Origin of the sequence: Desulfofundulus salinus, assembly GCF_003627965.1 — a bacterium.
GTDB lineage: Bacteria > Bacillota > Desulfotomaculia > Desulfotomaculales > Desulfovirgulaceae > Desulfofundulus > Desulfofundulus salinus.
The window spans coordinates 665,481-688,445 of record NZ_RBWE01000001.1 but is presented as its reverse complement, the minus strand read 5'-3'; the positions used below and the strand labels follow the sequence as shown (position 1 = coordinate 688,445).

Sequence of the window (22,965 nt, the reverse complement as noted above, 5' to 3'; positions counted from 1 at the left end):
CGGCTATTCGGGTTTCCCATAGCGCTTCCCGTTCGGCTTTGGTCATAAGAAAAAATCCTCCTCATCGAGCTTATTTTTTGAGGAAGATTATCCCTTAAACTTGGGTATTGTGCCAAGGTGGGTTGTGTTTGACGCTTACGAAAATTCAGCATGGCTTCGCATTTGTATAACAACTCCAGAAGGAGAATACCAAGTTGTCTTCTGATTCTTACGCAATCTTCTAAACAACCCAACCATCCCATCAGGAATTAACAAGACAACAGCTATAAACAGCAATCCCAATAAATAAAGCCACGCATCCGGGAAAGATTCACTCAAATAACTCTTAGCTCCATTAACTAACAGAGCTCCCAGGACAGCTCCGTACAAGGTTCCTCTACCACCCACAGCTACCCATATCACCATCTCAATCGAAGGCACTACACCTATCATGGCCGGAGATATAATTCCAACTTGAGGTACAAAAAGTGCTCCGGCCAACCCGGCCAAACAGGCAGAGAAAGCGAAAATAAAGGCCTTAAACATTACCGGGTTGTAGCCACAAAACCTGATCCGGTTCTCTGCATCCCTGATGGCAATCATTATCTTGCCAAATCTTGAATTAGTTAACCAGCGACAAAAAAGGTAAATACAACCAAGGCAAATTACCGTGATAAAATAAAGTACGGTCTGAGTAGAACTATCCGCCAAGGAAAAACCAAAAACAGTTGAAAAGTTAGTAATACCATTCGTTCCGCCTGTGTATGGTTGCTGGCCTATTAAAAGAATTGTAACTATAAGAGCAAGAGCCTGTGTGAGTATGGAGAAATATACACCGCGAATACGGCTTCGAAATATAACAAACCCCGTTAATGCTGCAACCATAGCAGGGATAATAACCGCTGCTCCTAGAGCAAACCAGAAATTGTGAAATGGCTTCCAGAAAAAGGGGAGTTCCGTCAACCCACTCCAGACCATGAAATCTGGCAGTTCACCCCCGGCAGCCTCCAGCTTTAGATACATCGCCATAGAATAGGCCCCGAGCCCGAAAAACACACCCTGTCCTAAACTTAACATCCCACCATAGCCCCAAAGCAAGTCTATGCCGATGGCAATAATTGCATAGGTTAAAAATTTCGCCAGCAGGTTTAAACGAAACTCGGATAGAAGAGTTGGAGCTAATAACAAGACAGCTCCAATTAATCCGAAGAAGATCCATTCTCTATCTAGTTGCACTTTTTTAATGCCTGTTATCATGTTTCTTCCTCCCCCACTAATCAAGGGTACGAACCTTTAAAGATACTAACCCTGAAGGCCTCCATTGCAAGAAAGCCATTACCATTAAGAGTGCAAGTACCTTGCCCATGGTAGCTGTGCTTCCAAATTCAAACGTAGTATTTAACACGCCAATCACTACAGCTGCGGCAAAAGTACCAATTAGCTTGCCAACCCCACCTAGCACTACTACCATAAAGGCATCGACAATATAATACGTGCCTATAGAAGGACCGATCGGTCCCAAAAGGCATAGAGCGCAACCCGCAACCCCCGCCAACCCAGAACCTATCGCGAATGTATAGGCATCGACTTTGCTCGTTGGGATCCCTAAACAAGCGGCCATAGCACGGTTCTGCACCACTGCCCGCATCTTACAACCGCTGGCCGAGCGATACATGTAAAAATAGATACTTATTAGGCACACTATAGCAAGTACGATGATAAATATTCGGTTATAAGGAAGTTGCAGGCCATCTAAAAGTTCAAGACCACCCTTTAGCCAATGCGGCGTGCTTACTTCGACGTTCGGTGCTCCAAAAATATCACGGGCTATTTGTTGAAGAATGAGGCTAATACCCCAGGTAGCCAGCAGAGTATCCAGGGGCCGCCCGTATAAAAAGCGGATCAAACCCCGTTCCAGCAAAAAGCCAACAAATGCAGCTACCAAAAATGAGATAGGAATAGCTACCAAGTAATAAAGCTCAAAGCTTCTCACAGCATACCTGGCAAAGACTATTTGAACCACATACGTCACGTAAGCACCAATCATAATTAGTTCACCGTGGGCCATGTTGATGACGTTCATCAACCCGAACGTAATAGCGAGACCCAGAGCGATAAGCAATAAGATAGAACTCACACTAAGGCTGTTAAAAATCTGTAATAACCAGACGTCCACTCTTTTTAACTCCTTTCCCTGTGAATAACTCTCCGCCAGTGCAAACAATCGCTAAAATTAGGTTTTACTTAAGCAGCCAGTAGCTGACTTATCTACTGGCTGCTTAAGGGTACCTTGAATTACTTACCCTGTGCTAGTCCTTTCGCCCATTGATAGCCCTCCAAAAAGGGATCAGGCCTCACAGGCTCACCTGAATTCCACAACTCCTTAAATTGTCCTTCCTCGGTAACCTGACCAATCCGGACTGTTTTCCATGTGTGCTGATTTTCTTTATCAATCCGTACCAATCCCTCTGGAGCCTTAATTTCAAGCTCCCTAGCTGCTTCACGAACCTTGTCTACATCAGTGGAACCGGCTTTTTTTACTGCCTCGGCCCACAAGTAAACCTGGAAGTAGGCCGCCTCAATGGGATCGTCGGTAACCCGATCTTGCCCGTAACGAGCCTTATACTTTTTCACGAATTCCTTATTCTCCGGTGTATCCGTAGATTGGAAGTAGTTCCATACGGCATAATGCCCTTTCATGTATTCTGCGCCAATACCTCGTATCTCTTCCTCGGCTATACTTACTGACATGGTCGGGATATCATTTGCCGTAATACCAGCAGCCCGGAGTTGCTTGAAGAAAGCTACATTGCTATCACCGTTTAAAGTATTGAAAATCACATCAGGCTTTGCAGCCTTAATCTTATTAATTATGGTACTGTAGTCTGTATGTCCTAGCGGGGTATATTCTTCTCCAACCACAATACCTCCCTCGGCCTGAAGTTGGGCCTTGATAATCTTATGAGCTGTTCGTGGGAAGACATAATCCGAGCCCAACAAGAAAAACCGCTTCTTACCCTGTTTAAGTAGCCACTCTACAGCAGGAACAATCTGCTGGTTAGGGGCCGCGCCTGTATAGAAAATATTACGTGAAGATTCTAGTCCCTCATATTGTACCGGGTACCATAGCAGGCCGTTATATTTCTCTACTACAGGGAGTACAGCTTTGCGGCTTGCTGATGTCCAACACCCAAAGATTGTAGCTACTTTATCCCGTTCAAGTAATTTTTTCGCTTTTTCAGCAAAGGTAGGCCAGTCGGAAGCCCCGTCTTCTATTATGGGTTCAATTTTCCGACCCAAAATTCCACCTGCTGCGTTAATCTCGTCAATAGCCATCAGCTCAGCATCACGCAAAGATGTTTCACTAATGGACATAGTTCCACTCAGCGAATGCAAAATACCTACTTTGATTGTAGTTGCATCACTTGTCTCGGTAGTTTTTTCCCCTTTATTTGTAGCCCCGCATCCTGATAAGATTGAAGTTAAGATAATAGTTAAGACAAAAAGCATTGCAAAGGTCTTAAGTTTCAATTTGATATTGCTATATCTTAACAAATTATTCCCTCCCTTAAAACTGTATTTAAATGTCTAAACCAACCCTGGTTTCTGCACCTCCAGCCGCTGCAGCCTCCGGATCCTGCTGTAACGGCCGAAGATGGCCTGTATCTTATCGCCCGTGGTGAACGGCGCCAATTCACCGGCCGGACGTTTCCTGCAAAACGTAAAAAGGGTGCTTTAATGGAGCAACATCGCTCTCTTTAAAGCACCCTTGCTTTGAGCTCACGCTGGTAAGATAAGATATAAAGGCGCCCTTCAGAAGACATACCTTCTGAAAAAGCGCCTTTGCTCGATCTCCACCATTGGATAGCCCGTTTGTATGGGATAAACCGCTCCTAACGGAACCTTCCGTTAGAAAGTGCCACTGCCTCCTTAGATACTCCCCTGTATCTGCCCCTGTTCCAGATTATAAGTCAGGGAGAATTTGTTGTCAACACCTTTTTTAAAGTTTAAAGAAAACGGCTGGAAGGCACTCTCTTATCCAGGCTTTCTCATAACACAGGATCAGCCAGTATATGCCGGGGCTTGTTACATACTAAAGCAAAGGACCTGCTCGCCCTTCTCATTTATGCTCGCCACCGGTCGCAAAACCATTTAAAGAAACCCGGGAAGAATATCACTTTTGTACAGCCGCCCTGCTCACCACTTCCGGAGCACACGTGGTGTCGGGTGCAAACTCATCTACCCCCACTTCACCCAGGGAACCAGCCACCAAACCGGCATAGGCAGGAATACCGTGTTCGTTAATATCCAGCCCCTCCAACTCCTCGCTGGCCGGTACCCGGATGCCCACTGTCTTTTTCAGGAGATAAAACACCAGCCCGGTAGCCGTAAAGGCCCACAGGGAAACTGCCAGCACTCCCAGAGCCTGCACGCCTAAAAGATGCAATCCTCCACCGTAAAAAAGGCCGCCTTTTTCCGCAAACAGGCCCACCGCCAGCGCACCCCAGGTACCGTTCACACCGTGTACAGCAATGGCCCCCACCGGATCGTCCGCCCGCACCCGGTCAAAGAAACCCACCGCCAGTACAACCAGCACACCGGCCACACCGCCGATAATCACCGCGCCTGCCGGCGTCACGTAAGCCGTCCCAGCGGTAATGGCGGCCAAACCGGCCAGGGCACCGTTCGGCCTTGCCGTATTTCCACATGGTAAATAACATGCCCGTCGTCCCGCCGGCTGCTGCGGCCACCCTCGCTCCGGTCCGTTCCCTTTTAAAACAAAAGTGCCCCGGGGGATGACCCATCCCCACAGAGCACCATCGCTCATAAAATGTCCTCCTGCGGACATACGCAATTTTTGTTTGACCCAAATAAACGCATCAATAAAACAGGAGTGGAAAGCCCTGCTGTTTTTAACGACGGGCTTATAATGCTTCTTCCCCCTCCTCGCCGGTCCTTATGCGCAGGGCATTTTCCAGCGGGTAGATAAAAATCTTGCCGTCTCCTATTTCGCCCGTCCGGGCGGCATCAGAAATAATCCGGACCACCTCATCCACCCACCGGTCGGGAACGGCAATTTCTATTTTTACCTTGGGCAACAGGTTAATGCTATACTCATGGCCCCGGTAAATGCTCACCCGCCCCCGCTGCAACCCGCAACCCAGCACCTGGCTGACCGTCATACCGTGAATACCAAAACGCCCCAGGGCTCCTTTGACCGCTTCCAGTTTGGCCGGCCGAATGATGGCTTCAATTTTCTTCACCAGCACAATCCCCCTCGATTGGCGCTGCATCACGGAAAAAAGAAAGCCCCAAGACGTGAAAATATCCTGTCCTGGGACTTCATTGGCCCGGTTGATACAGCATTGTACCATAGTTCCGTCATTTATTTTAAACCAAAAGGGGATTTATGACAAGGGGATTTCAGGCAATCATTACATTACATTCCACCTGCGCTATGGCCGATGGCAGCAGTTCCAGAATGTCGCCCGCCAGCAAGCCCCGCATGCCTTTTTCCCGGGCGGCCATGTCCCCGGCCAGGCCGTGCAGGTATGCCCCTGCCGCCGCTGCCCGGGGGGCACTCATGCCCTGGGCCAGGAGGCCGGCAATCACCCCGGTAAGGACATCACCGCTACCCCCGGTGGCCATGCCGGGATTACCGGTGGGATTGATGTAAGTACTACCGTCGGGGCAGGCGACCAGAGTAGCGGCCCCTTTCAGCAGGGCTACCACCCCCCAATTTGCCGCTGCTTCCTCCGCAACCGCCAGGCGCCGGGAGCGGACCTCTTCCAGGGGACGCCCCAGCAGGCGGGCCATCTCCACTTCGTGGGGCGTAACCACCGCGGGCACGGATATACGGCTCAACAACTGTACATCGCCGGCCAGGGCGTTCAGGCCATCGGCGTCGATGACGCAGGGCACCCGTAACGCCGGCAATAACTCCCGCACCAGGGCCACCGTTTCCAGGTGCCGGGAAAGACCCGGGCCGATGGCCAGCACATCAGCCCTTTCCAGCAGGGCCAGAATTTCACTCCGGGCGCTGCGGGCCAGCGTTCCCTCCCGGGTTCCGGGCAGCCCAACCGTCATTACTTCCGTCAGCTTTACCGCCATCACATCCTGCAGCTCTGCAGGCATGGCCAGGGTCACCAGCCCCGCCCCGGCCCTGGCGGCACCCAGGGCCGCCAGGCAGGCCGCGCCGGTCATACCCCGGGAACCGGCCACCACCAGCACCCGTCCGCAGGATCCCTTGTGGGCCCAGGCAGGCCGGGGAGGCAGCCATTCCCGGACCATTTTTTCCGTGATCAGGTAACGGCCGGGGGTGCCCTCCTCCAATAAAAAAGAAGGGATGGAAATATCGGCCACGTGCAGTTCCCCTACGTGGCTGCGCCCGGGTTCCTGTACCAGGCCCAGCTTGGGCAGGGCAAAGGTTACGGTGTGGGTGGCCCGTACACAGGGGCCGTGCACCTGCCCGGTGTCGGCCTCCACCCCGGAGGGTATATCTACGGCCACCACCGGTTTGCCGCTGGCATTGATGGCTTCAATCACTCCCGCCGCCGGCTCCCGGGCCGCGCCTTTAAATCCGGTGCCAAAGATGGCATCTACGACTGCATGGGCACCCACCAGAAATAGGCGCACCGCACTCAAGTCCTCGCCCCTGGCCACGGGATACACCGGTTGGCCCATCTTCTGCCAGATAGCTAAATTAACTGCCGCATCTCCGCTAATTTCCTCCGGCTTAGCTAAGAGCAAAACCTTGACCTCCGCCCCGGCGTTAAACAGGTGACGGGCCACCACCAGTCCGTCTCCCCCGTTATTTCCCTTACCGGCAAACACGGCCACCCGTTTGCCCGCCACTTCACCCAGCACCTGTTGGACGACCCGCACTACCGCCAGGCCAGCATTTTCCATCAACACCAGGCCTGGTATGCCGTAATCTTCCATAGCAGTGCGGTCCAGCTCGCGCATCTGCCCTCCGGTAACCACGCGCATGGGGAACACCTCGCTCAATCAGTTAATCACCAAGGGCCACAGCAAAGGCTACGGCGTACGAACCATCGTGGGAGAGGGTTATAAGAAACTTTTTAATTCCCCGCTCCCGGGCAAGCAGGGCGGCCCTGCCGTACAATTCCACCCGGGGGGCACCTTGCCTGCCGGGAATTACTTCCACGTCCTGCCAGCTGCAGCCCGCAGTTAAGCCGGTGCCCAGGGCCTTTAGCACCGCTTCCTTGGCGGCAAAACGGGCTGCATAACAGGGATAGGGATCCCGGCGGGCCGCACAGTACCGGCGCTCCCGGCCGGTAAAAACCCTGGTTAAAAAGCGCCCCCCAAATTTCACTACCGCCTGCCTGATCCTGCTCACGGAAACCAGGTCGGAACCAATGCCGCAGATACTGCCTCGCGTATCGCGTTCCATCTTTCTCTCCCGTCTGGTTAGAATTCCCTGAAGTCCTGCTCAGGAAATACCGGTCTTTACTTCTAAATAGTTCTCCTTTAAGTGGTAAAACCCTGCCATTAAACCCCTTCGCCGTTGTTGCTAAAGGTTCCCCGGAGCTTAAAGTTCACCCATTCGGGGAAAGGAATCCCCGACCGGGCAAAGAACTCGCTTTCTGCCGCCCGCTGGTCATCCTTTTCTTTAAGAAATTCCCGCACCGCCCGCCGGGTGAGGGCGTAAAGCTCCTCGTCCACCAGGCCCTGCTCCATCAACAAAACGCGCAAGGCGAGATTCTCCTCTTCCAGAACCTTTACCCGGCTGAAAAGCTCAATGAACATTAAACGAATAATGTCCTCATCCAGGGGGCGCTGCACGTCGCCCAACAGGTTCCAGATCTTCTGGTCGCTTAACATATCCCAGACAGCCTGCATCAAAATCACCATCCATACCAGGTTTCCACTCAAGAACAACTTCCTGCCAGCAGTCCTTCAACATAGTTTTCACAAAAGGACACTTGTTTATACCGCCGCCCCGCGACCTGCAGGCAGTTGGCTGAGTTATTCCCACTTTCCAACTATCCTGTTTTGGCTCCCGGCCGCTCAGCTCAAGTCGCTCGCTACAGAGCCAAAACAGGGGCTTTAACAAACTAGGGATATTTCAGGGCAGCTGAACAAAAAAAAAGGCACGACCATGTTAGCCATGCCGTTTCCCTTGACTGCTGATTCACAGTTCGTTCAGAAGCCCAAGATCTTGCGCAGCTTTTTCGCCTGGGCCCGGCTCACCGGCACCTCGCTGTTTTCCTTGTCATCCACCACCAGGTTATAAGTGCCGTTAAAGAAGGGCACGATTTCCTTTACCTTGTGGAGGTTTACTATATAGCAGCGGTGGGTGCGGAAAAACATGTTGGGGTTTAAGCGGGCCTCCAGTTCTTTTAAGGTGAAACGGGTAAAAAACTTATCGGCGTAAGTTTTAATATAAATATAATCCTGTTCCGTGAAGGCGTACACAATATCCGACTCGGCGACCAGCACCGTCTTGCCCTGTTTTTCCGCGGGGATACGGTCGATTTTAAATTGACCTGCCCCATTACCCCCCCGGACGGCAGGCGCAACCAGGTCCTCTTCCACCGCTGCCGCAGTGTCAGCTGGAGTAATTTCCTGGTATTTTTTCAGCACTTTGTCTACAGCCTTTTTTAACCGGGCCTGATCTACCGGCTTCAAAAGGTAATCCACCGCATTGACCTCAAAAGCCCGCACCGCATATTCATCGTAAGCGGTCACGAAAATTACCTGCGGTTGCCTGGGCAGTTCCTGGATAACTGCCCCCAGCTCAAGGCCGCTCATACCGGGCATGGAAATGTCTAAAAAAAGAACCTGGTAGTCCAGGGCCTTGATCAGTGTCATGGCCTCCTGGGCATTGGTGGCCTCTCCTACAATTTCGATATTATCAAAACTGCTCAAGGCGTAACGCAGTTCCTGCCGGGCCGGATATTCATCATCTACTATGAGCGCCTTTAACTTCACCTAAATTCCCCTCCCCTTGCCACAGTTTGCACAATAAAGGTACCCGCACATAAACCGACGTTCCGGCATTGGGTGCACTGATAATGCGCAGGCCATAATCTTTGCCAAAAAGGCTCTTTAACCGCTCATGCACATTACTGAGGCCTACACCGTTGCCCGAACCGACTCCGGGCCGGAGCACTTCGGGCAACCTTTCCGGGGGTATACCTACCCCGTCATCTCTAATCACAATCAGCATATCCTCATCCAACCGCTGGGCCGTAATCTGCACCGTACCCTGTCCCGGCTTGGGGAGAATCCCGTGTTTAATGGCATTTTCCACTAAAGGCTGGATGGTCAGTACCGGTACCTGGTAGTCCAGCAGTTCCCGGTCAATATTCCTGATTACCCGCAACTTTTCACGAAAACGGGCTTTTTCCAGAATGAGGTAAGTATTCAGGTATTCAATTTCTTCCCTCAAGGTATTGAAGTGACCGTGGCGCTTTAAAGCGTGGCGGAAAAAGGAGGCCAGGCGAATAAGCAGGCGCCGCGCCGTTTCCGGGTTTGTACGGCTGAACATAATGATCGTGTTGAGGGTATTGAATAGAAAATGCGGGTTTATCTGGGCATGAAGGGCATCCAGTTCCGCTTTAGTCACTAACTGGGCCTGTCGGTCCAGTTCCGCCAGCTCCATCTGCATGCCCAGCAACTGGGCCAGGCCTTCGGCCAGCTTAACCAGGTTCTGGGGGATTTCCCCCGGCTGCGTCCGGTAAAGCTTAATGGTTCCCACAATTTCCTCTTTACACTTAAGAGGGGAAATTACCGCCGACTCCAAAGGACAGTGCGGAACGGGACACTGCAGATCCCGGCCGCTGCGTACCACCTTTAGCTCGCCCGTAGCCAGCACCTCCCGGGTGGCGTCGGTCATGATGGATCCCCCGGGCTGGTGGTGGTCGGACCCGGCACCAATGTAAGCCAGGACCTTCTCCCGGTCAGTGATGGCCACTGCGGCCACGTCGCTGATTTTTTGAATGATCTCCGCGGTTTTTGCCGCCGTCTCTTCGTTTAACCCCCGACGCAGATAGGGCAATGTTTCGCTGGCAATCTGGAGGGTGGAATCTAAAGGATGCTGCTCGGTCTTCAAGTTAACTATCTTTTGTTTTTGAATGTAATCACTAACTAAAAAGGCAGCCACGGCATTGACACAGACCATGGCCAGCACCAGCTTCCACGCCAGGGGATCCCATAGAAGTACAAAGCCGGTGGCTAAAAAATTGATCGGCAACCAGCGGGCAATTACCCCCAGGGCCAGTTTCCTCTGCACGACCCTCCCCTCCCTGTAACTCTTTTTTAAATATTCATAACATTCTAGATAAATAATTTTATTAACTGATTAACTTTATTATATTAATTAAACGTCAAAATGTCTATTCCTTCATACGCAAGAAAACCGGCCTGTGGGCCGGAAAAAAGGCAGGCACTGCAAATGCCCGCCTTTTATAAAAAAATAATGGACCCGCCGGGCGGCGGGCGGAGGTAATGCCTGGTGATTCAAACCGCCCCGCAGGCGGAAGCGCTGGCACAACCGCCGCCCGGCAGGTCCAAATTTAGCTTTCCTGTGATTCGTATTGCTGCTTGATTTGAGCCACCACCGAGGGATCCGCCAGAGTGGTGGTGTCACCCAGCACCCGCCCCTCGGCGATATCCCGCAGCAGGCGCCGCATGATCTTACCGCTGCGGGTCTTGGGCAATTCAGCGGTGAAGAAAATATCCTCAGGACGGGCCAGGGCACCGATCTTCTTGACCACGTGGGCTTTTAATTCTTCAATCAGTTGAGGAGTACCCTGGAATCCTTCCTTTAAGGTAACGAAGGCACTCACGGCCTGACCTTTGACCTCGTGGGCTTTACCGATAACAGCAGCCTCGGCCACTGCCGGGTGATCCACCAGGGCGCTCTCAATTTCCATTGTTCCCAGACGGTGACCGCTTACGTTAATCACGTCGTCCACCCGGCCCATGATCCAGAAGTAACCATCCTCATCCCACCTGGCCCCGTCACCGGTGAAGTACATGTTCTCGAAGCGGCTCCAGTACTGGGCCACGTAACGGTCGGGATCGCCGTAAATGGTGCGCAGCATGGCCGGCCAGGGGGACTTGAGGACCAGGTAGCCGCCGCTGCCAAGGGGTACGTCCTTGCCGGTATTATCCACCACTGCGGCCTCCACACCGGGGAAGGGTATGGTAGCAGAACCGGGCTTTAAGGTGGTAACACCGGGCAGTGGTGAAATAAGAATCATACCGGTTTCCGTCTGCCACCAGGTATCCACAATGGGGCAGCGCTCGTTGCCAATATACTTGTAATACCACATCCAGGCCTCTGGGTTAATGGGCTCACCCACTGTACCTAAGAGCCTTAAACTGGAGAGATCGCGCCTGCCGGGCCACTCGGTACCCCACTTCATAAAGGCCCGGATGGCCGTCGGAGCAGTGTACAGGATGTTGACGCGATACTTTTCAACAATGGCCCAGAAGCGGTCCCTTTCCGGCCAGTCGGGGCTGCCCTCGTACATTACCGTGGTACAGCCGTTGGCCAGAGGTCCGTATACGATATAGGAGTGGCCGGTCACCCAGCCGATGTCGGCGGTGCACCAGTAAATGTCATCGTCCTTAATATCAAAGATCATCCGGTGGGTGGTGGAAACTCCAACCAGGTAGCCGCCGGTGGTGTGCACTACACCCTTGGGCTTGCCGGTGGTGCCGCTGGTATACAGAATGTACAGCATATCCTCGGCATCCATGTGCTCCGGCTCGCAGCCAATGGGCGCCCTGGCCATCATTTCATGCCACCAGTAATCGCGCCCCTGTACGAAGTTAACGTCCTGGCCGGTGCGTTTAACCATGAGCACCTTTTCCACACTGGGGCATTCGGCCAGCGCATCGTCACAGTTCTTCTTTAAGGGTACAATGCCGCCCCGGCGCCAGCCGCCGTCGGCGGTAATGACCAGCTTGGCCTGGCAGTCGTTAATGCGGTCCCTCAGAGATTCGGCACTGAACCCCCCAAAAACCACGCTGTGGGGGGCACCTATGCGGGCGCAGGCCAGCATGGCAATGGGCAGTTCGGGAATCATCGGCAGGTAAATGGTCACCCGGTCCCCCCGCCGGACGCCCAGCTCTTTAAGCACATTGGCACATCTGGTTACTTCCCGGTACAGATCCTGGTAGGTTAGCACCCGGTCATCTCCGGGCTCACCTTCCCAGATGATGGCCGCCTTGGTCCTGCGCCAGGTGTTCAGGTGGCGGTCGATGCAGTTATAGGAAACGTTCAATTTGCCGTTTACAAACCACTTGAAGAATGGAGCGTTGCTGGTATCCAGCACTTTGTCCCACTTCTGGAACCAGTCTATGTTTTCGGCCTGTTTGGCCCAGAAAGCCTCGCGATCTTTCTTTGCCTCTTCATAGAGGGAGGTATCTTTTACCAACGCCTTTTCGATAAAATATGCCGGCGGCGGGAATGTCCGGTCTTCCTTTAACAATGCCTCAAGGACCTTATCTTCATTGGCCATAAAAACAAGACCTCCTTTTTCTTTTTCTGGAAACGTTGATTCTCCCCACCTGGAACCAAAATCCCAACATCACCCCCGTATTGAGCCAGCGCGTCTTCACTCTACTTCTACTTCAGGATTTTACACTACAGCTGACCAAATCTTAAGAGATTTAAGTCCAATTGCCTAAATTATAGCCTCAGCGTGTTTTTGAACAATGTAAATGGTAAAATGCGAACCCGGGGTATAGCGTTCACCGCTGGCGGGCAAAAATAAACACTCTGCCCCGGGCCCCCCAAGCAGAGTGAAAATGCTTTTAAAGCCAGATAATATATAATTTATCCAGGCCCGCATGCCGGATTCCCAACCAGTGAACAGACATTCACCGAGCTCTTCCAGCCGTTTGGCGGGCCATACTGCAGGCCAAAAGCGCGTAAGCCGCTAATGCCTGCCCGGATGATAGCGTTAGCTATTAAAAAGGCCGCCTTATTCAGACAGGTTATTCAACTCAAGCCATATCCTCCAGAATTTCACCTATAAGCCAGAACAGGTCAATAGTCCGCACAACACCGCACAAGTTATCCCCGGCCATTACCGGTACATAGTCCTGTCGAGACTTATCTTCCAGACCCTTGTTGACTAGATAATCATCCAGGCTGACAGTCAAGTTCTGGTCAAGCAAATAAGCCGCCTGGTTCAGCTTCGCCTTCTGGTGTTCCAGAAGGGAGAGCTCGCTGTTTTTGATAATATGCATCATATAGACGGTAAGAAGAACAGGTAGTACCAGCAGCAGGGTTACCAGAAACAATATACGGTTGCCGTAAAAAAATCTGTGCAATGATCCCACCTCTTAATAACGGGAATAGGTTTTTACCTTAATTGTAATACCGGATAATGCGCTTTTGGAAGTAAAAAACTCCCCGGTAATCACGTAAATAAAATAAAGCGTTATAAAAATAAGACCGGCAACACCTGTAATGTTGCCGGCGAAGGCGAGGGTACTACGGACCAGCCCGTTTTCCGAGTTAAATTTTTACATGTCCCGGTAATCAAAAACCCTTTTACTTTTCTTCTCACTTCTAGGTAAGGTGCCCGGCGCGACCACTTCCACGTCGGCAGTGATGCCAATCCAGGATTTTATGTTACGCTTGAACTCCCCGGCGACTCTCTGGGGGTCTTTTCCTTCTTCTCCTTCTATTTTGATCAGCATGTGATCCTTGCCTTCGATCCTGGTCAGGATTATTTGATACTCACTGCCGGCCCCTTCCGTCACCTTGAGGACATGGTCAACCTGACCCGGGTAGATATTTACCCCTTTAATCTTGATCATGTCGTCGGTCCGGCCGAGAATCCGGTCGATCATGGGATACTCGCTTCCACAAGGACACCTGTGGGGCAGTAACCGGGTGATGTCATGGGTGCGGTACCTGAGCAGGGGCATACCTTCCTTGGTCAAGGTGGTGATGACCAGTTCTCCCTCTTCCCCGGGGGGAAGCTGCTTACCCGAAATGGGGTCAATGATTTCAAAAAGGAGGTGGTCGGACCAGTAATGGAGGCCGCTGTGGCAGGGACAATCAATGGCAATCCCCGGGCCGTAGATCTCAGTCAGTCCATAGATGTCAAAAGTCTCAATATTGAAGATTTCTTCGATGCGGCGGCGCATTTTATCTCCCCAGCGTTCCGAACCGAAGATACCCAGGCGGAGTTTGATTTGATCCAGGATTCCCCTTTTATAGGCCTCTTCAGCCAGCAGGAGGCCGTAAGAGGAGGTGCCGATCAAAACAGTGGTCTTCAGGTCGATCATCATTTCCATTTGCTTTTCCGTATTCCCGGGACCGGTGGGTATGGCCATGGCGCCCAGCCGTTCAACGCCGGCCTGAAAACCGATGCCCGCCGTCCACAGGCCGTAGCCCGGAGTGATCTGCACCCTGTCCCGGTTGTTGACCCCTGTCATGGCCAGGGAGCGGGCCATCATTTCGGCCCAGATATCCACGTCTTTCTTGGTGTAAGGCACAATAACCGGCTTGCCTGTGGTACCGGAGGAGGAATGAATGCGGACCACCTGTTTCTCAGGGACGGCCATCAGTCCCAGGGGATAGGCGTCGCGCAGTTCGTGCTTGTCGGTGAAAGGTACCCGCGCAAGATCGGCAACAGTTTTGATGGATCCGGGATCCACCCCTGCTTCATCCAGCTTTTTACGATAGAAAGGGGAGTTCTGGTACACCCGCTGGATCATTTCCCGGAGCATTGATCCCTGCATCTCATACAAGCTCTCGAAATCGAATTGACCCCTGGCAAGATCTGCAGCTTCTAAAGCCATTCAACATACCCCCATGGCCCGGCGGCCCATTTCAAAAGCCTTCCGGTTAATCTCTCTAAACTGTGACGGCACAGTCTTCAGTACCGCTTCCAGCAACCCCTCCGGGCTGAAGGGGAGGCCGGGGAGAGTCGAGAGCGCCCCCAGCATCACCACATTGGCGGTTTTACTATTTCCCGCCTCCCTGGCCACCTCCGAAGCCCTGAGAAAGCACACTCCCGGGAGTTCCTTCTCCAGGTACTCCCGGATATCTTGAACCTGGTACCGGGACAAACCCACTGATACCGACGTTGGCACAATGACGTCTTCATTGACAATGGCCTTACCACCAGCTTTGAGCTTGGCCAGAGCTCTGACCGCCTCCGCCAGTTCAAAACCCAGCAAGACATCGGCCCTGCCATCCGGAACGAGGGCGCCTGCGAGATTTTCCCCTACCCGGACATGGCTTACCACGCAACCTTCCCGCTGGGCCATCCCAATGGTTTCGGAAGTCCTGACCTGCCACCCGGCGTCCATGGCAGCCCTGGCGACGATCCGGGAGGCCAGGACTGTTCCCTGCCCACCCACTCCGGTAATAACCAGGTCAAACTTCATGCCGGCTCACCTCCTCGATGGCATCCGCCGGGCAAACCTGGGCGCAAACGCCGCATCCGGTGCACTTTTCGGAGATTACCACCTTTTCCTCCCCGGACAAAGCCGGGCATCCAAGGTTTTTCACGCACAACATGCACTCGATGCAGGCGCCGGTATTTACCCGGTAGCGCGCCCCGGGCTTGACCAGGGCTACACATTCCCGCCTGGCGATAACCACGGAAGGGCCTTCATACTGGACGGCTTCCCTGGCGGCTTGCATAACCTCCTGGAGGTTATAAGCGTCAACCTGGCGGATGTAATCCACGCCGCACCCCTTGACCAGCCCGGCAATGTCTATTCTCCGGGCCGGGTCGCCGGTGGCATTCCTCCCAATTCCCGGGTGGGGCTGGTGACCTGTCATGGCGGTGGTGCCGTTGTCCAGGATCACCAGGGTGATGTCGGCGCGGTTGTAAACCGCGTTAATCAGGCCCGCTACCCCCGTGTGGAAAAAGGTGGAGTCTCCCAGGAAGGCCACGTGTTTGCGCCCCTGTTCCACACGGGAAAGGCCGGAAGCGATGGTGACGCTCGCACCCATGCAAAGGCAGGTATCGAGGGCGTTGAGGGGTGGAATAACCCCCAGGGTATAACACCCAATATCTCCGGTAAAAACCGGGTCGTAATCCTTCAAGGCCTCCTTAAAACCATAGAAAACCGCCCGGTGGGGACATCCCGCGCAAAGGACGGGGGTCCTCAAAGGTAAATCAGGAGCGCGGCGCACCGTATTACCTGCAGCAGCCTGCTCCATCCCCACAAAACCGAAATACTTATGCAGGATGGCAGTTACCTTGTCAACATCCAGTTCCCCTTCCCGGGGCACCAGCCCGTTGTGTTTGCCCGCCACACCGACCGGCAGGTTGTGCCGCCAGGCCAGGTGGATCACCTGATCTTCCACCACGGGCTCCTGTTCTTCGACCACCAGCACCCGTTCCACCTGGGACAAAAATTCTAAAGCCAGGTCTTCAGGTAGGGGATAGGGAGTCCCTATTTTAAGGAGGGATGCCTCCCAGCCCTGCATTTCCAGGGCTTCCACCACGTAGTTGTAGCTCACGCCGGAAGTAATAATCCCGGTTTTGCCTTTAATCTCGGCCCTGTTAAAATGCATGCTGCTAAACAGCCGGCTTATCTCCTTTTGCTTTTGGTTGAGCCATATATGCTTTTTGTAGGCGAGGCCGGGAAGGATTACCCATCCCGGGTTCTTGTCAAACCTGCATTCATTCCTGGTTAACGGTAGAGGGCCGAGGGTGACATCCTGGCAGACGTGGCAGGTCCTGGTGGTGGGCCGGAGGATCACAGGCAGGCCCAGTTGTTCGGAAAGTTCAAAGGCCGCCACCGTCATATCCTTGGCTTCCTGGGGAGTGGACGGATCAAGGACGGGCAGTTTGGCGAACTGGGCAAATTTTCTGGTATCCTGTTCGTTCTGGGAGCTGTGAGGCCCCGGGTCATCCGCCACTACCAGGACCAGGCCGCCTTTGACACCGATATAGGCCAGCGTCATCAGGGGGTCCGCCGCCACATTGAGGCCAACCTGTTTCATGGTTACCAGAGCCCGGGCCCCGGCATAGGCCGCCCCGGCAGCCACTTCCAGGGCCACCTTTTCGTTGACGGACCACTCGGCGTAATAACCGTATTCTTTGGCGAAATGAGCCAGCGTCCCAAAAACCTCCGAGGAAGGGGTGCCGGGGTAACCCGTAACCACCTGTACCCCCGCTTCCACCGCTCCCCTGGCAATAGCCTCATTACCCATCAAAAGCATTTTTTCAGCAACTGCCATCAAAAGGCCTCCTCCAGTAGCGTAACTGATTGAGCAATCTTTATCTAACCACGGAGGTAATAATCTGTGGGAAAGCCACCAACAAAGAGAGCAGGACGGCGTAACTGATGAGGAAAACAGATGCCCTTTTGAAAATTGACATCAGTGATACTTCCGGTGACAATCCTTTTACCACAAATACCGCCACGCCTACCGGCGGCGTGATGGCCCCGGCGCTGGTCACAATGCAGAGTACCACCGCAAACCAGATGGGATCGTAGCCCAAAGAAATTACCGTCGGGTAAAAAATGGGGATGGATATGATCAAAAACCCCAGGGCATCCATTAAGGCCCCACCGATGAGATACACCAGCAGGATCGCCACGAGAATCAATACCGGCGGTACCTGCAGGGAACTGGCCCAATCGGCTACCTCGTAGGGGAGCCGGGTGATGGCCAGAAAACGGCCGAAAACCATCGCCCCGATTACCAGCGTGATCACCATGGTTGACGATTTCAAGGTGCCGAAAAGTGCCGCTTTCAGGTTCTCCGCATTCAGCTTACGCATGGCGAGGGAAATCAGCATGGCGCCAAAAGCCCCGAAGGCCCCGGATTCCGTAGGGGTGAACCAGCCGAGAAAAAGCCCGCCAATCACAAAGGCAAACAGGAGAAGCGAAGGAACAAAGCCGGGTAAAGAGGACAATTTTTCTTTCAGGCTCACCCGGGGCCCGTCCGGGCCAAGTTCGGGATTTCTCTGGCAAAGGAAGAATACCGTTCCCAGAAACAAGAGCGTCAAAAGCAGGCCGGGAATCACGCTGGCCACGAACAACTGCCGTACGGACTGTTCGGTTTGCAGAGCAATGACAATCAGCACCGTACTGGGAGGAATAATTACGCCCAGGGTTCCTCCGGCCGCCACCGTGGCTGCGCTGAAGGTCTGATCGTACCTGTATTTTTTCAGTTCAGGCAAAGCCATGGTCCCCATGGCGGCGGCGGTGGCCGAATTGGAACCGCAGATGGCCGCAAATCCGGTGCTGGCCAGGACAACGGTGGCCGCCATGCCGCCTTTGAGCCGTCCCAGCCATTTGTAAGCGGCGTTAAAAAGGCTCTCGTTCACCCCGGTACGGAAAACAATTTCCCCCATCAAGATGTACAAAGGGATCACGCTCATGGTATAGCTGGAGAATTGATTCCAAAGATCTGCGGTTAAAACGTTGAAGGCTGCCTTGGGTGACGCCACCACCAGCAACCCCAGGAATCCCACTATTAACATGGAGAAACTGATCGGCATCCGGAGAAACATCAATAAAAACAATACAACCAGACCGATGAGGGCCAGGGTGACAGGACTCACCTGGTGGCACCCCCGTTAAACTCCTTGAGAAAATCAACGAATATGGCCAGGGTCAATCCCACAAAACCCAGCGAAACCAGGAATATCAGGGGGTAAAAGGGTATCCCCATGGTTTCCGACAGGTTGCCGTTTTTAGCCACATTCAGGCCGTAAACGGTGATCTGCCATGCAACCAGGGCAAAAAAGATCATGCTGATGAAAAGCATGAGACGCTTGATGGCCTTCTGCAAACCAGGTGATAACCGCTCAACCAGGGCATCCAGCTCGACGTAGCCCCGGTTAACCTGGGTATAACCCAGCCCGAAAGCCCCAGTAACGGCCGCCAGCCAGCCGACAATTTCCGTGGTACCGGAAAACGGCGCATAAACCACGCGCAGGAGGGCATTACCAACGACCACCAGCACCATCAATAGCAAACTGCCGCCGGCCACCCAGGCCAGCCCTTGATTGAGCACGAGGCTCAGACTGTTTAAACGGTCAAGAGCCTCCACCTTACCGGGCAGGCCGGCTACCGCCCTTTTCTGCATCACTTGTTTTTCCAGCAACCCCAAAGCGTTCACCTCACCGATCCCGCATGTAAATGTTCAGCGAAGCCGATTGGATGCGGCCCAGCACTCACCCAAATATTACTCCCGGTGTTTCAGGTTTAACTGATACATCCGGTTTTGGGAAGAGCCAGTATCCCGGTGAGTGCTGGGTCCTCGCTCACTCCAGTGCTTCGCGCCGACAACACCACATCCACGTTATTACGGTCTTGCTGAACGCGAACTACTGCTTGCTGTACTTCTCCTTCAATTCATAAAGCCTCTTTCTGTATTCCTCGGCAGGCAGGCCCTTTGCCTTCAATTCCTCAACGTATTTATCCTGAATGGGTTTGAGGATTTTGTCCCAGGCCGCCTTCTCCTCCGGAGAAAGGGTGATTATTTGCAGGCCGTGTTCCTTTTTACTCCATTCCAGGGCTTCCTTGACGTGGTTATCCATGTACTCGCCGGTCCAAATGGCCATTTCGAGGCTCAAGTCATCAATCACTTTTTGCACGTCAGGGGGAAGGGAGTTCCAGACATCTTTATTCATCACCGCCACAAAGCTGGTGATGGTCAGGGGGTAATCGGTCGTGTACTTGAGTTTCTCCGCCAGTTTCAAATCCATCAGGATTTCTCGCGAAGTCACCAGCCCCTTAATAATACCTGTTTGGAGGGCTTCCGGGACCTCCGACATGGGCATCCCCACGGGGGAAGCGCCCAATTCCTTTAAGACCGGGGTAAGAGCCCCGGATATTCTAATTTGTTTCCCTTTCAGGTCTTGCAGGCTGGTAACCGGCTCCGTGACCATCAGGTGGGCAGGTTCAGTGGCAAAAGCAGTGATAATCTTAAAATCCTTAAAGGCGTCGGGCGGAAACTCCTTAATCAAATCGAAGACCACCTGGCTGGCTACCCTGGAGTTGGGGAAACCGGAAGGCAGGTCTGAAATGGCCAACAACGGGAAGCGGCCAGGTTCGTAGGTCGGACAGGACAAGCCAATGTCTGCCACCCCGTTTTTTACCCCATCATACATGTTCTGAGCAGTCAGCAGGGTTCCCCCGGGGAACAACTCGACCTTGACCTTGTTATTGGTCCGCTTCTCCAGTTCTTCCTTCCACTTTTCCATTTGCCTGGCAGGGAAAGTATTGGCAGGAGCAAAGAAAGCATATTTCAAGACGATAGGTTTTGCAGCCCCGGATTCTTCTTCCTTTTTACCCTCTTTTGCAGCACCCCCGCTGCAGCCCGTAACCGCCAAGCCAGCCAGCAATAAAACCGCGATCATGCCTAACAAACTCTTCCTCAAAGTCTAACCCTCCTCAGCTAAGCTCTTTTTATTTGGCCTTTTACTACCACAGGTACTTCCCCGCCTTATAAACTAACCGTCACCCCAATCACCCCTCGCGAAAATTAAAAACCAACACTCACATGATGAGTGTTGGTTTAATCAACCCAACCCACTCATCTCAGCTCACCTCAGCTCAACTCTATTCTATTAGCTTATTAAACCTGGAGGCACCTTACGGCTCCCTGTCTGGCAAAATACTATCACGCCAGGAAAGAACATGTCAAGAAGACTTTTATGCCCGGGGTTTGTACGAGGCCACCACCCGGGCTGTTTTACCAGTTCTTCCCTGGACAGGCGGGGTGTTTGCTCCGGAAGGGTGCATTCCCGGAATTTACTCCTAAAGCACATTTCGTAGCGCGGAAATTGGACGTCAAACGGCTGCTATCTTGCCGGGTTTAATTCCCGCAGCCTGCTAATTTCCTCTTCCGTCAATTCACGGTACTCTCCGGGTTTCAATGGTTCATCCAGCATTAAGGGTCCCATGGCAATCCGTTTCAGATAGGTTACTTTCTTGCCCACAGATTGAAACATGCGCTTTACCTGATGATATTTTCCTTCATAAATGGTAAGTTCAACCTCCGATTCAGGCCCGGAGCGAAGAATCTTTAACTCACCGGGCATGGTACGGTAGCCATCATTTAAGATTACCCCATGACGAAATGCTTCCACATCTGTTTCTGTAACCATTCCGCATACCACGGCAAAATACGTTTTGGGCACACGTTTTTTGGGTGACAGGAGTTGATGAGCCAGTTTGCCGTCATTGGTAAGTAAAAGCAATCCCTCTGCATCTTTGTCCAGCCGCCCTACAGGGAACGGATGAAATGCACGATACTCAGGAGGGAGCAGGTCAACCACTACTTGCGCAAATCTATCTTCGGTGGCGGATAGAAAGCCTTGCGGCTTATTCAGCATTATATAAATGTACTGCCTGTACTCTACGGGTTCGCCGTCCACCTCAATGTGATCACGGCCGGGCAAAACGTGTAATCCCGGGTCATTGGCCAGCTCCCCGTTGACCCTGACTCTTTTTTCTTTAACCAGCTTTTTAATCTCTTTACGGGTACCAAACCCCATGTGTGCCAGCACTTTATCCAGGCGCTGCCGCTCTCTTTCCGCCATTTTTCTCACCTCACCGCTGTCTCCACATCTGCGCCACAGGCATATCATCCCACAGGTTCAAGGCATGGTCAACCTCTTGATGAGCATTGTCCCGTAGCTCCCCCGCGGCAGCTTAAAAAAAAGGCGGATTTTCTGCCTGCCGGGGTAAAGGTCATCGGGTTCCGCCGGCTCCAAACGAAAATCGCCGGGAAAAACTATGGCATTCCTGGGAGTCGACTTAAAAAAGGCCTGCCGCACCTTGCGGAGGTTGAAACTGCTGCGCTTGATGCCTCTTTCCTCCAGGATGGCCGCAAAGAGTTGTTCGGTGCGGGCATCGGGAAACTCCATGCGGCTGGCAGCCAGCGGCAGGGCAAGAGACTTCAAACAGGCAAGTTCTTTTCTTTCCAGGCGCCGGTAAAAAAGATAGGGTCCGGCCACTCCCGGAACAGCCGCAAGATCAAGCCCGAGATCCTGCAAAATCCTTCTTAAAAGCTCGTTAAAGAGAAAACTCTGGTAGGCCGAAAAAAGAAGCGAAAGCTCTTCCCTGGGGATCATCTGCAAGGCCTCTATGTAGGCCTTTGGTTTCTCTGCCAGCAGGGAAAATATTCTACTTTCCATGGTGGTTTTGGCACGGGAAAGGCAGGTCGCCCAATCCCCCCAGTGTTCGCGGAAAAAGCGCTTTCGTTCCTTGGCCTCTTTTTTTTCTTCCGGGTAAATACCGGTAAGGTAGATCTGCAGGCTGCCGTTATAGTGCTTTTTCAGCAATCTCTCGGCCATGAAGCCCATCTGGCGGTCCATGCTGCCGAAACGCTGGTCATCATAGTAATTGGGGTAGCCAAAACCCCTGACCTCATCAACCCGGCGGGTGATGCGGGATACCTCTTCCGCACTGAGGGCGCGGATGGTGATGGCAAACTCGTTTCCCTCCAGAAGATCGGGCCCCATGGGCCTGTCCATATAGCCAATGCTCTGGAAGGAAAAGTTTTTGTCCGCGGTGGTTAAATTAGCGGGATGCTTAACCGTGACGTACTGAAAAGTATGGGCGTGCCTGTCCTTTAATCCCCCGTAAGCAAAAAGGCGGTATGGAAGGCCATGGGCCCTGGCAAGCTGGAGCAAAAGATCGATGGTATTCCATCCTTTCTTTTCTAAAAGGTACAGCCGGTAGGGTCCTTTTTCCCGGAGAGGCAGGCGGGCCAATTCCCTGACCACGAAATCCTCCGGGGTCACCTTTAATTTCATTGTCTTTACTCCTCGTATCATAGTATTAGAACCACCGGACAACCCCAGATTCCAGTTTAGGAATAATATGGGTTGACCGGATGGTTGGGAACCGGTTCCCATATTACGGGTACCGAGGCCAACAAAATCAATGCCTGATTCCACAGCGGGTACAGTACTGGGACCGGTAAATCGCGCGATTGCTGTATCGTGGAATGGGTATTGATAGCAGTTGGCCAACAGTACCTCGAATATGGTGGTGATGCCCAAG

Annotated in this window: 20 protein-coding genes; all 20 read right to left on the bottom strand. The window is 52.9% G+C overall.

Features of this window, described 5'->3' with window-relative positions:
* Positions 1-135: 135 nt before the first annotated feature.
* Entirely contained in the window at positions 136-1,236 is a 1,101-nt protein-coding gene (gene urtC / locus D7024_RS03520) for an urea ABC transporter permease subunit UrtC (RefSeq protein WP_121450549.1), read from the bottom strand.
* 16 nt (positions 1,237-1,252) lie between these two features.
* Positions 1,253-2,155, bottom strand: a complete 903-nt coding sequence (urtB, locus tag D7024_RS03515; RefSeq protein ID WP_121450548.1) for an urea ABC transporter permease subunit UrtB — start codon at positions 2,153-2,155, stop codon at positions 1,253-1,255.
* A 119-nt stretch (positions 2,156-2,274) separates the two neighbouring features.
* Positions 2,275-3,534: an urea ABC transporter substrate-binding protein gene (urtA, locus tag D7024_RS03510; RefSeq protein WP_494337205.1), complete on the bottom strand. Its 1,260-nt coding sequence runs from the start codon at positions 3,532-3,534 to the stop codon at positions 2,275-2,277.
* A gap of 619 nt (positions 3,535-4,153) precedes the next feature.
* Positions 4,154-4,807: an ammonium transporter gene (locus D7024_RS03505; RefSeq protein ID WP_243113680.1), complete on the bottom strand. Its 654-nt coding sequence runs from the start codon at positions 4,805-4,807 to the stop codon at positions 4,154-4,156.
* A gap of 97 nt (positions 4,808-4,904) precedes the next feature.
* Positions 4,905-5,243 carry a P-II family nitrogen regulator gene (locus D7024_RS03500; RefSeq protein ID WP_121450547.1) on the bottom strand — a complete coding sequence of 113 codons (339 nt, stop codon included), beginning with the start codon at positions 5,241-5,243 and terminating at the stop codon, positions 4,905-4,907.
* A gap of 160 nt (positions 5,244-5,403) precedes the next feature.
* Entirely contained in the window at positions 5,404-6,969 is a 1,566-nt protein-coding gene (locus D7024_RS03495; RefSeq protein ID WP_121450546.1) for an NAD(P)H-hydrate dehydratase, read from the bottom strand.
* Between the two features lie 22 nt (positions 6,970-6,991).
* On the bottom strand, positions 6,992-7,393 hold the full coding sequence (gene acpS / locus D7024_RS03490; protein WP_121450545.1) for a holo-ACP synthase: 402 nt from the start codon (positions 7,391-7,393) through the stop codon (positions 6,992-6,994).
* A 98-nt stretch (positions 7,394-7,491) separates the two neighbouring features.
* A complete protein-coding gene (locus D7024_RS03485) occupies positions 7,492-7,875 on the bottom strand; it encodes a hypothetical protein (RefSeq protein ID WP_243113679.1) in 384 nt (127 codons plus the stop codon).
* Between the two features lie 270 nt (positions 7,876-8,145).
* Positions 8,146-8,934 carry a LytR/AlgR family response regulator transcription factor gene (locus D7024_RS03480; protein WP_121450544.1) on the bottom strand — a complete coding sequence of 263 codons (789 nt, stop codon included), beginning with the start codon at positions 8,932-8,934 and terminating at the stop codon, positions 8,146-8,148.
* On the bottom strand, positions 8,906-10,237 hold the full coding sequence (locus D7024_RS03475) for a histidine kinase (protein WP_121450543.1): 1,332 nt from the start codon (positions 10,235-10,237) through the stop codon (positions 8,906-8,908). Before D7024_RS03475 ends, D7024_RS03480 begins: the two co-directional genes overlap by 29 nt.
* A gap of 283 nt (positions 10,238-10,520) precedes the next feature.
* Positions 10,521-12,476: an acetate--CoA ligase gene (gene acs / locus D7024_RS03470; protein ID WP_121450542.1), complete on the bottom strand. Its 1,956-nt coding sequence runs from the start codon at positions 12,474-12,476 to the stop codon at positions 10,521-10,523.
* A gap of 487 nt (positions 12,477-12,963) precedes the next feature.
* Positions 12,964-13,293 (bottom strand): hypothetical protein, encoded by a 330-nt coding sequence (locus D7024_RS03465; RefSeq protein ID WP_207666887.1) that lies wholly within the window; start codon positions 13,291-13,293, stop codon positions 12,964-12,966.
* Positions 13,294-13,488: 195 nt separating this feature from the next.
* Positions 13,489-14,715, bottom strand: a complete 1,227-nt coding sequence (locus D7024_RS03460) for a phenylacetate--CoA ligase family protein (protein ID WP_435374070.1) — start codon at positions 14,713-14,715, stop codon at positions 13,489-13,491.
* A gap of 60 nt (positions 14,716-14,775) precedes the next feature.
* The gene (gene iorB, locus D7024_RS03455) at positions 14,776-15,366 is read right to left on the bottom strand and encodes an indolepyruvate ferredoxin oxidoreductase subunit beta (protein WP_121450540.1); all 591 of its coding nucleotides are present in this window, start codon (positions 15,364-15,366) and stop codon (positions 14,776-14,778) included.
* Positions 15,356-17,176, bottom strand: coding sequence for an indolepyruvate ferredoxin oxidoreductase subunit alpha (iorA, locus tag D7024_RS03450; protein WP_121450539.1), 1,821 nt, complete (start codon positions 17,174-17,176; stop codon positions 15,356-15,358). The genes iorB and iorA overlap by 11 nt, the downstream gene beginning before the upstream one ends.
* Positions 17,177-17,216: 40 nt before the next feature.
* The gene (locus tag D7024_RS03445) at positions 17,217-18,509 is read right to left on the bottom strand and encodes a TRAP transporter large permease (RefSeq protein ID WP_121450538.1); all 1,293 of its coding nucleotides are present in this window, start codon (positions 18,507-18,509) and stop codon (positions 17,217-17,219) included.
* Complete coding sequence (locus D7024_RS03440) at positions 18,506-19,054, bottom strand: TRAP transporter small permease (protein ID WP_243113678.1); 549 nt, start codon at positions 19,052-19,054, stop codon at positions 18,506-18,508. The genes D7024_RS03445 and D7024_RS03440 overlap by 4 nt, the downstream gene beginning before the upstream one ends.
* A gap of 223 nt (positions 19,055-19,277) precedes the next feature.
* Positions 19,278-20,333, bottom strand: a complete 1,056-nt coding sequence (locus D7024_RS03435; protein ID WP_243113677.1) for a TRAP transporter substrate-binding protein — start codon at positions 20,331-20,333, stop codon at positions 19,278-19,280.
* A gap of 423 nt (positions 20,334-20,756) precedes the next feature.
* Complete coding sequence (locus tag D7024_RS03430) at positions 20,757-21,497, bottom strand: pseudouridine synthase (RefSeq protein ID WP_121450536.1); 741 nt, start codon at positions 21,495-21,497, stop codon at positions 20,757-20,759.
* 57 nt (positions 21,498-21,554) lie between these two features.
* Complete coding sequence (gene truD, locus D7024_RS03425) at positions 21,555-22,715, bottom strand: tRNA pseudouridine(13) synthase TruD (RefSeq protein WP_121450535.1); 1,161 nt, start codon at positions 22,713-22,715, stop codon at positions 21,555-21,557.
* Positions 22,716-22,965 lie beyond the last annotated feature (250 nt).

What these genes read in the sequence shown, in the direction of transcription:
- acpS (WP_121450545.1), bottom strand. Translation starts at nt 7,393, where the DNA reads ATGGAACGCGATACGCGAGGCAGTATCTGCGGCATTGGTTCCGACCTG.
- acs (WP_121450542.1), bottom strand. Translation starts at nt 12,476, where the DNA reads ATGGCCAATGAAGATAAGGTCCTTGAGGCATTGTTAAAGGAAGACCGG.
- D7024_RS03460 (WP_435374070.1), bottom strand. Translation starts at nt 14,715, where the DNA reads ATGCAGGGATCAATGCTCCGGGAAATGATCCAGCGGGTGTACCAGAAC.
- iorA (WP_121450539.1), bottom strand. Translation starts at nt 17,176, where the DNA reads ATGGCAGTTGCTGAAAAAATGCTTTTGATGGGTAATGAGGCTATTGCC.
- D7024_RS03430 (WP_121450536.1), bottom strand. Translation starts at nt 21,497, where the DNA reads ATGGCGGAAAGAGAGCGGCAGCGCCTGGATAAAGTGCTGGCACACATG.
- D7024_RS03505 (WP_243113680.1), bottom strand. Translation starts at nt 4,807, where the DNA reads ATGAGCGATGGTGCTCTGTGGGGATGGGTCATCCCCCGGGGCACTTTT.
- urtC (WP_121450549.1), bottom strand. Translation starts at nt 1,236, where the DNA reads ATGATAACAGGCATTAAAAAAGTGCAACTAGATAGAGAATGGATCTTC.
- D7024_RS03495 (WP_121450546.1), bottom strand. Translation starts at nt 6,969, where the DNA reads ATGCGCGTGGTTACCGGAGGGCAGATGCGCGAGCTGGACCGCACTGCT.
- truD (WP_121450535.1), bottom strand. Translation starts at nt 22,715, where the DNA reads ATGAAATTAAAGGTGACCCCGGAGGATTTCGTGGTCAGGGAATTGGCC.
- iorB (WP_121450540.1), bottom strand. Translation starts at nt 15,366, where the DNA reads ATGAAGTTTGACCTGGTTATTACCGGAGTGGGTGGGCAGGGAACAGTC.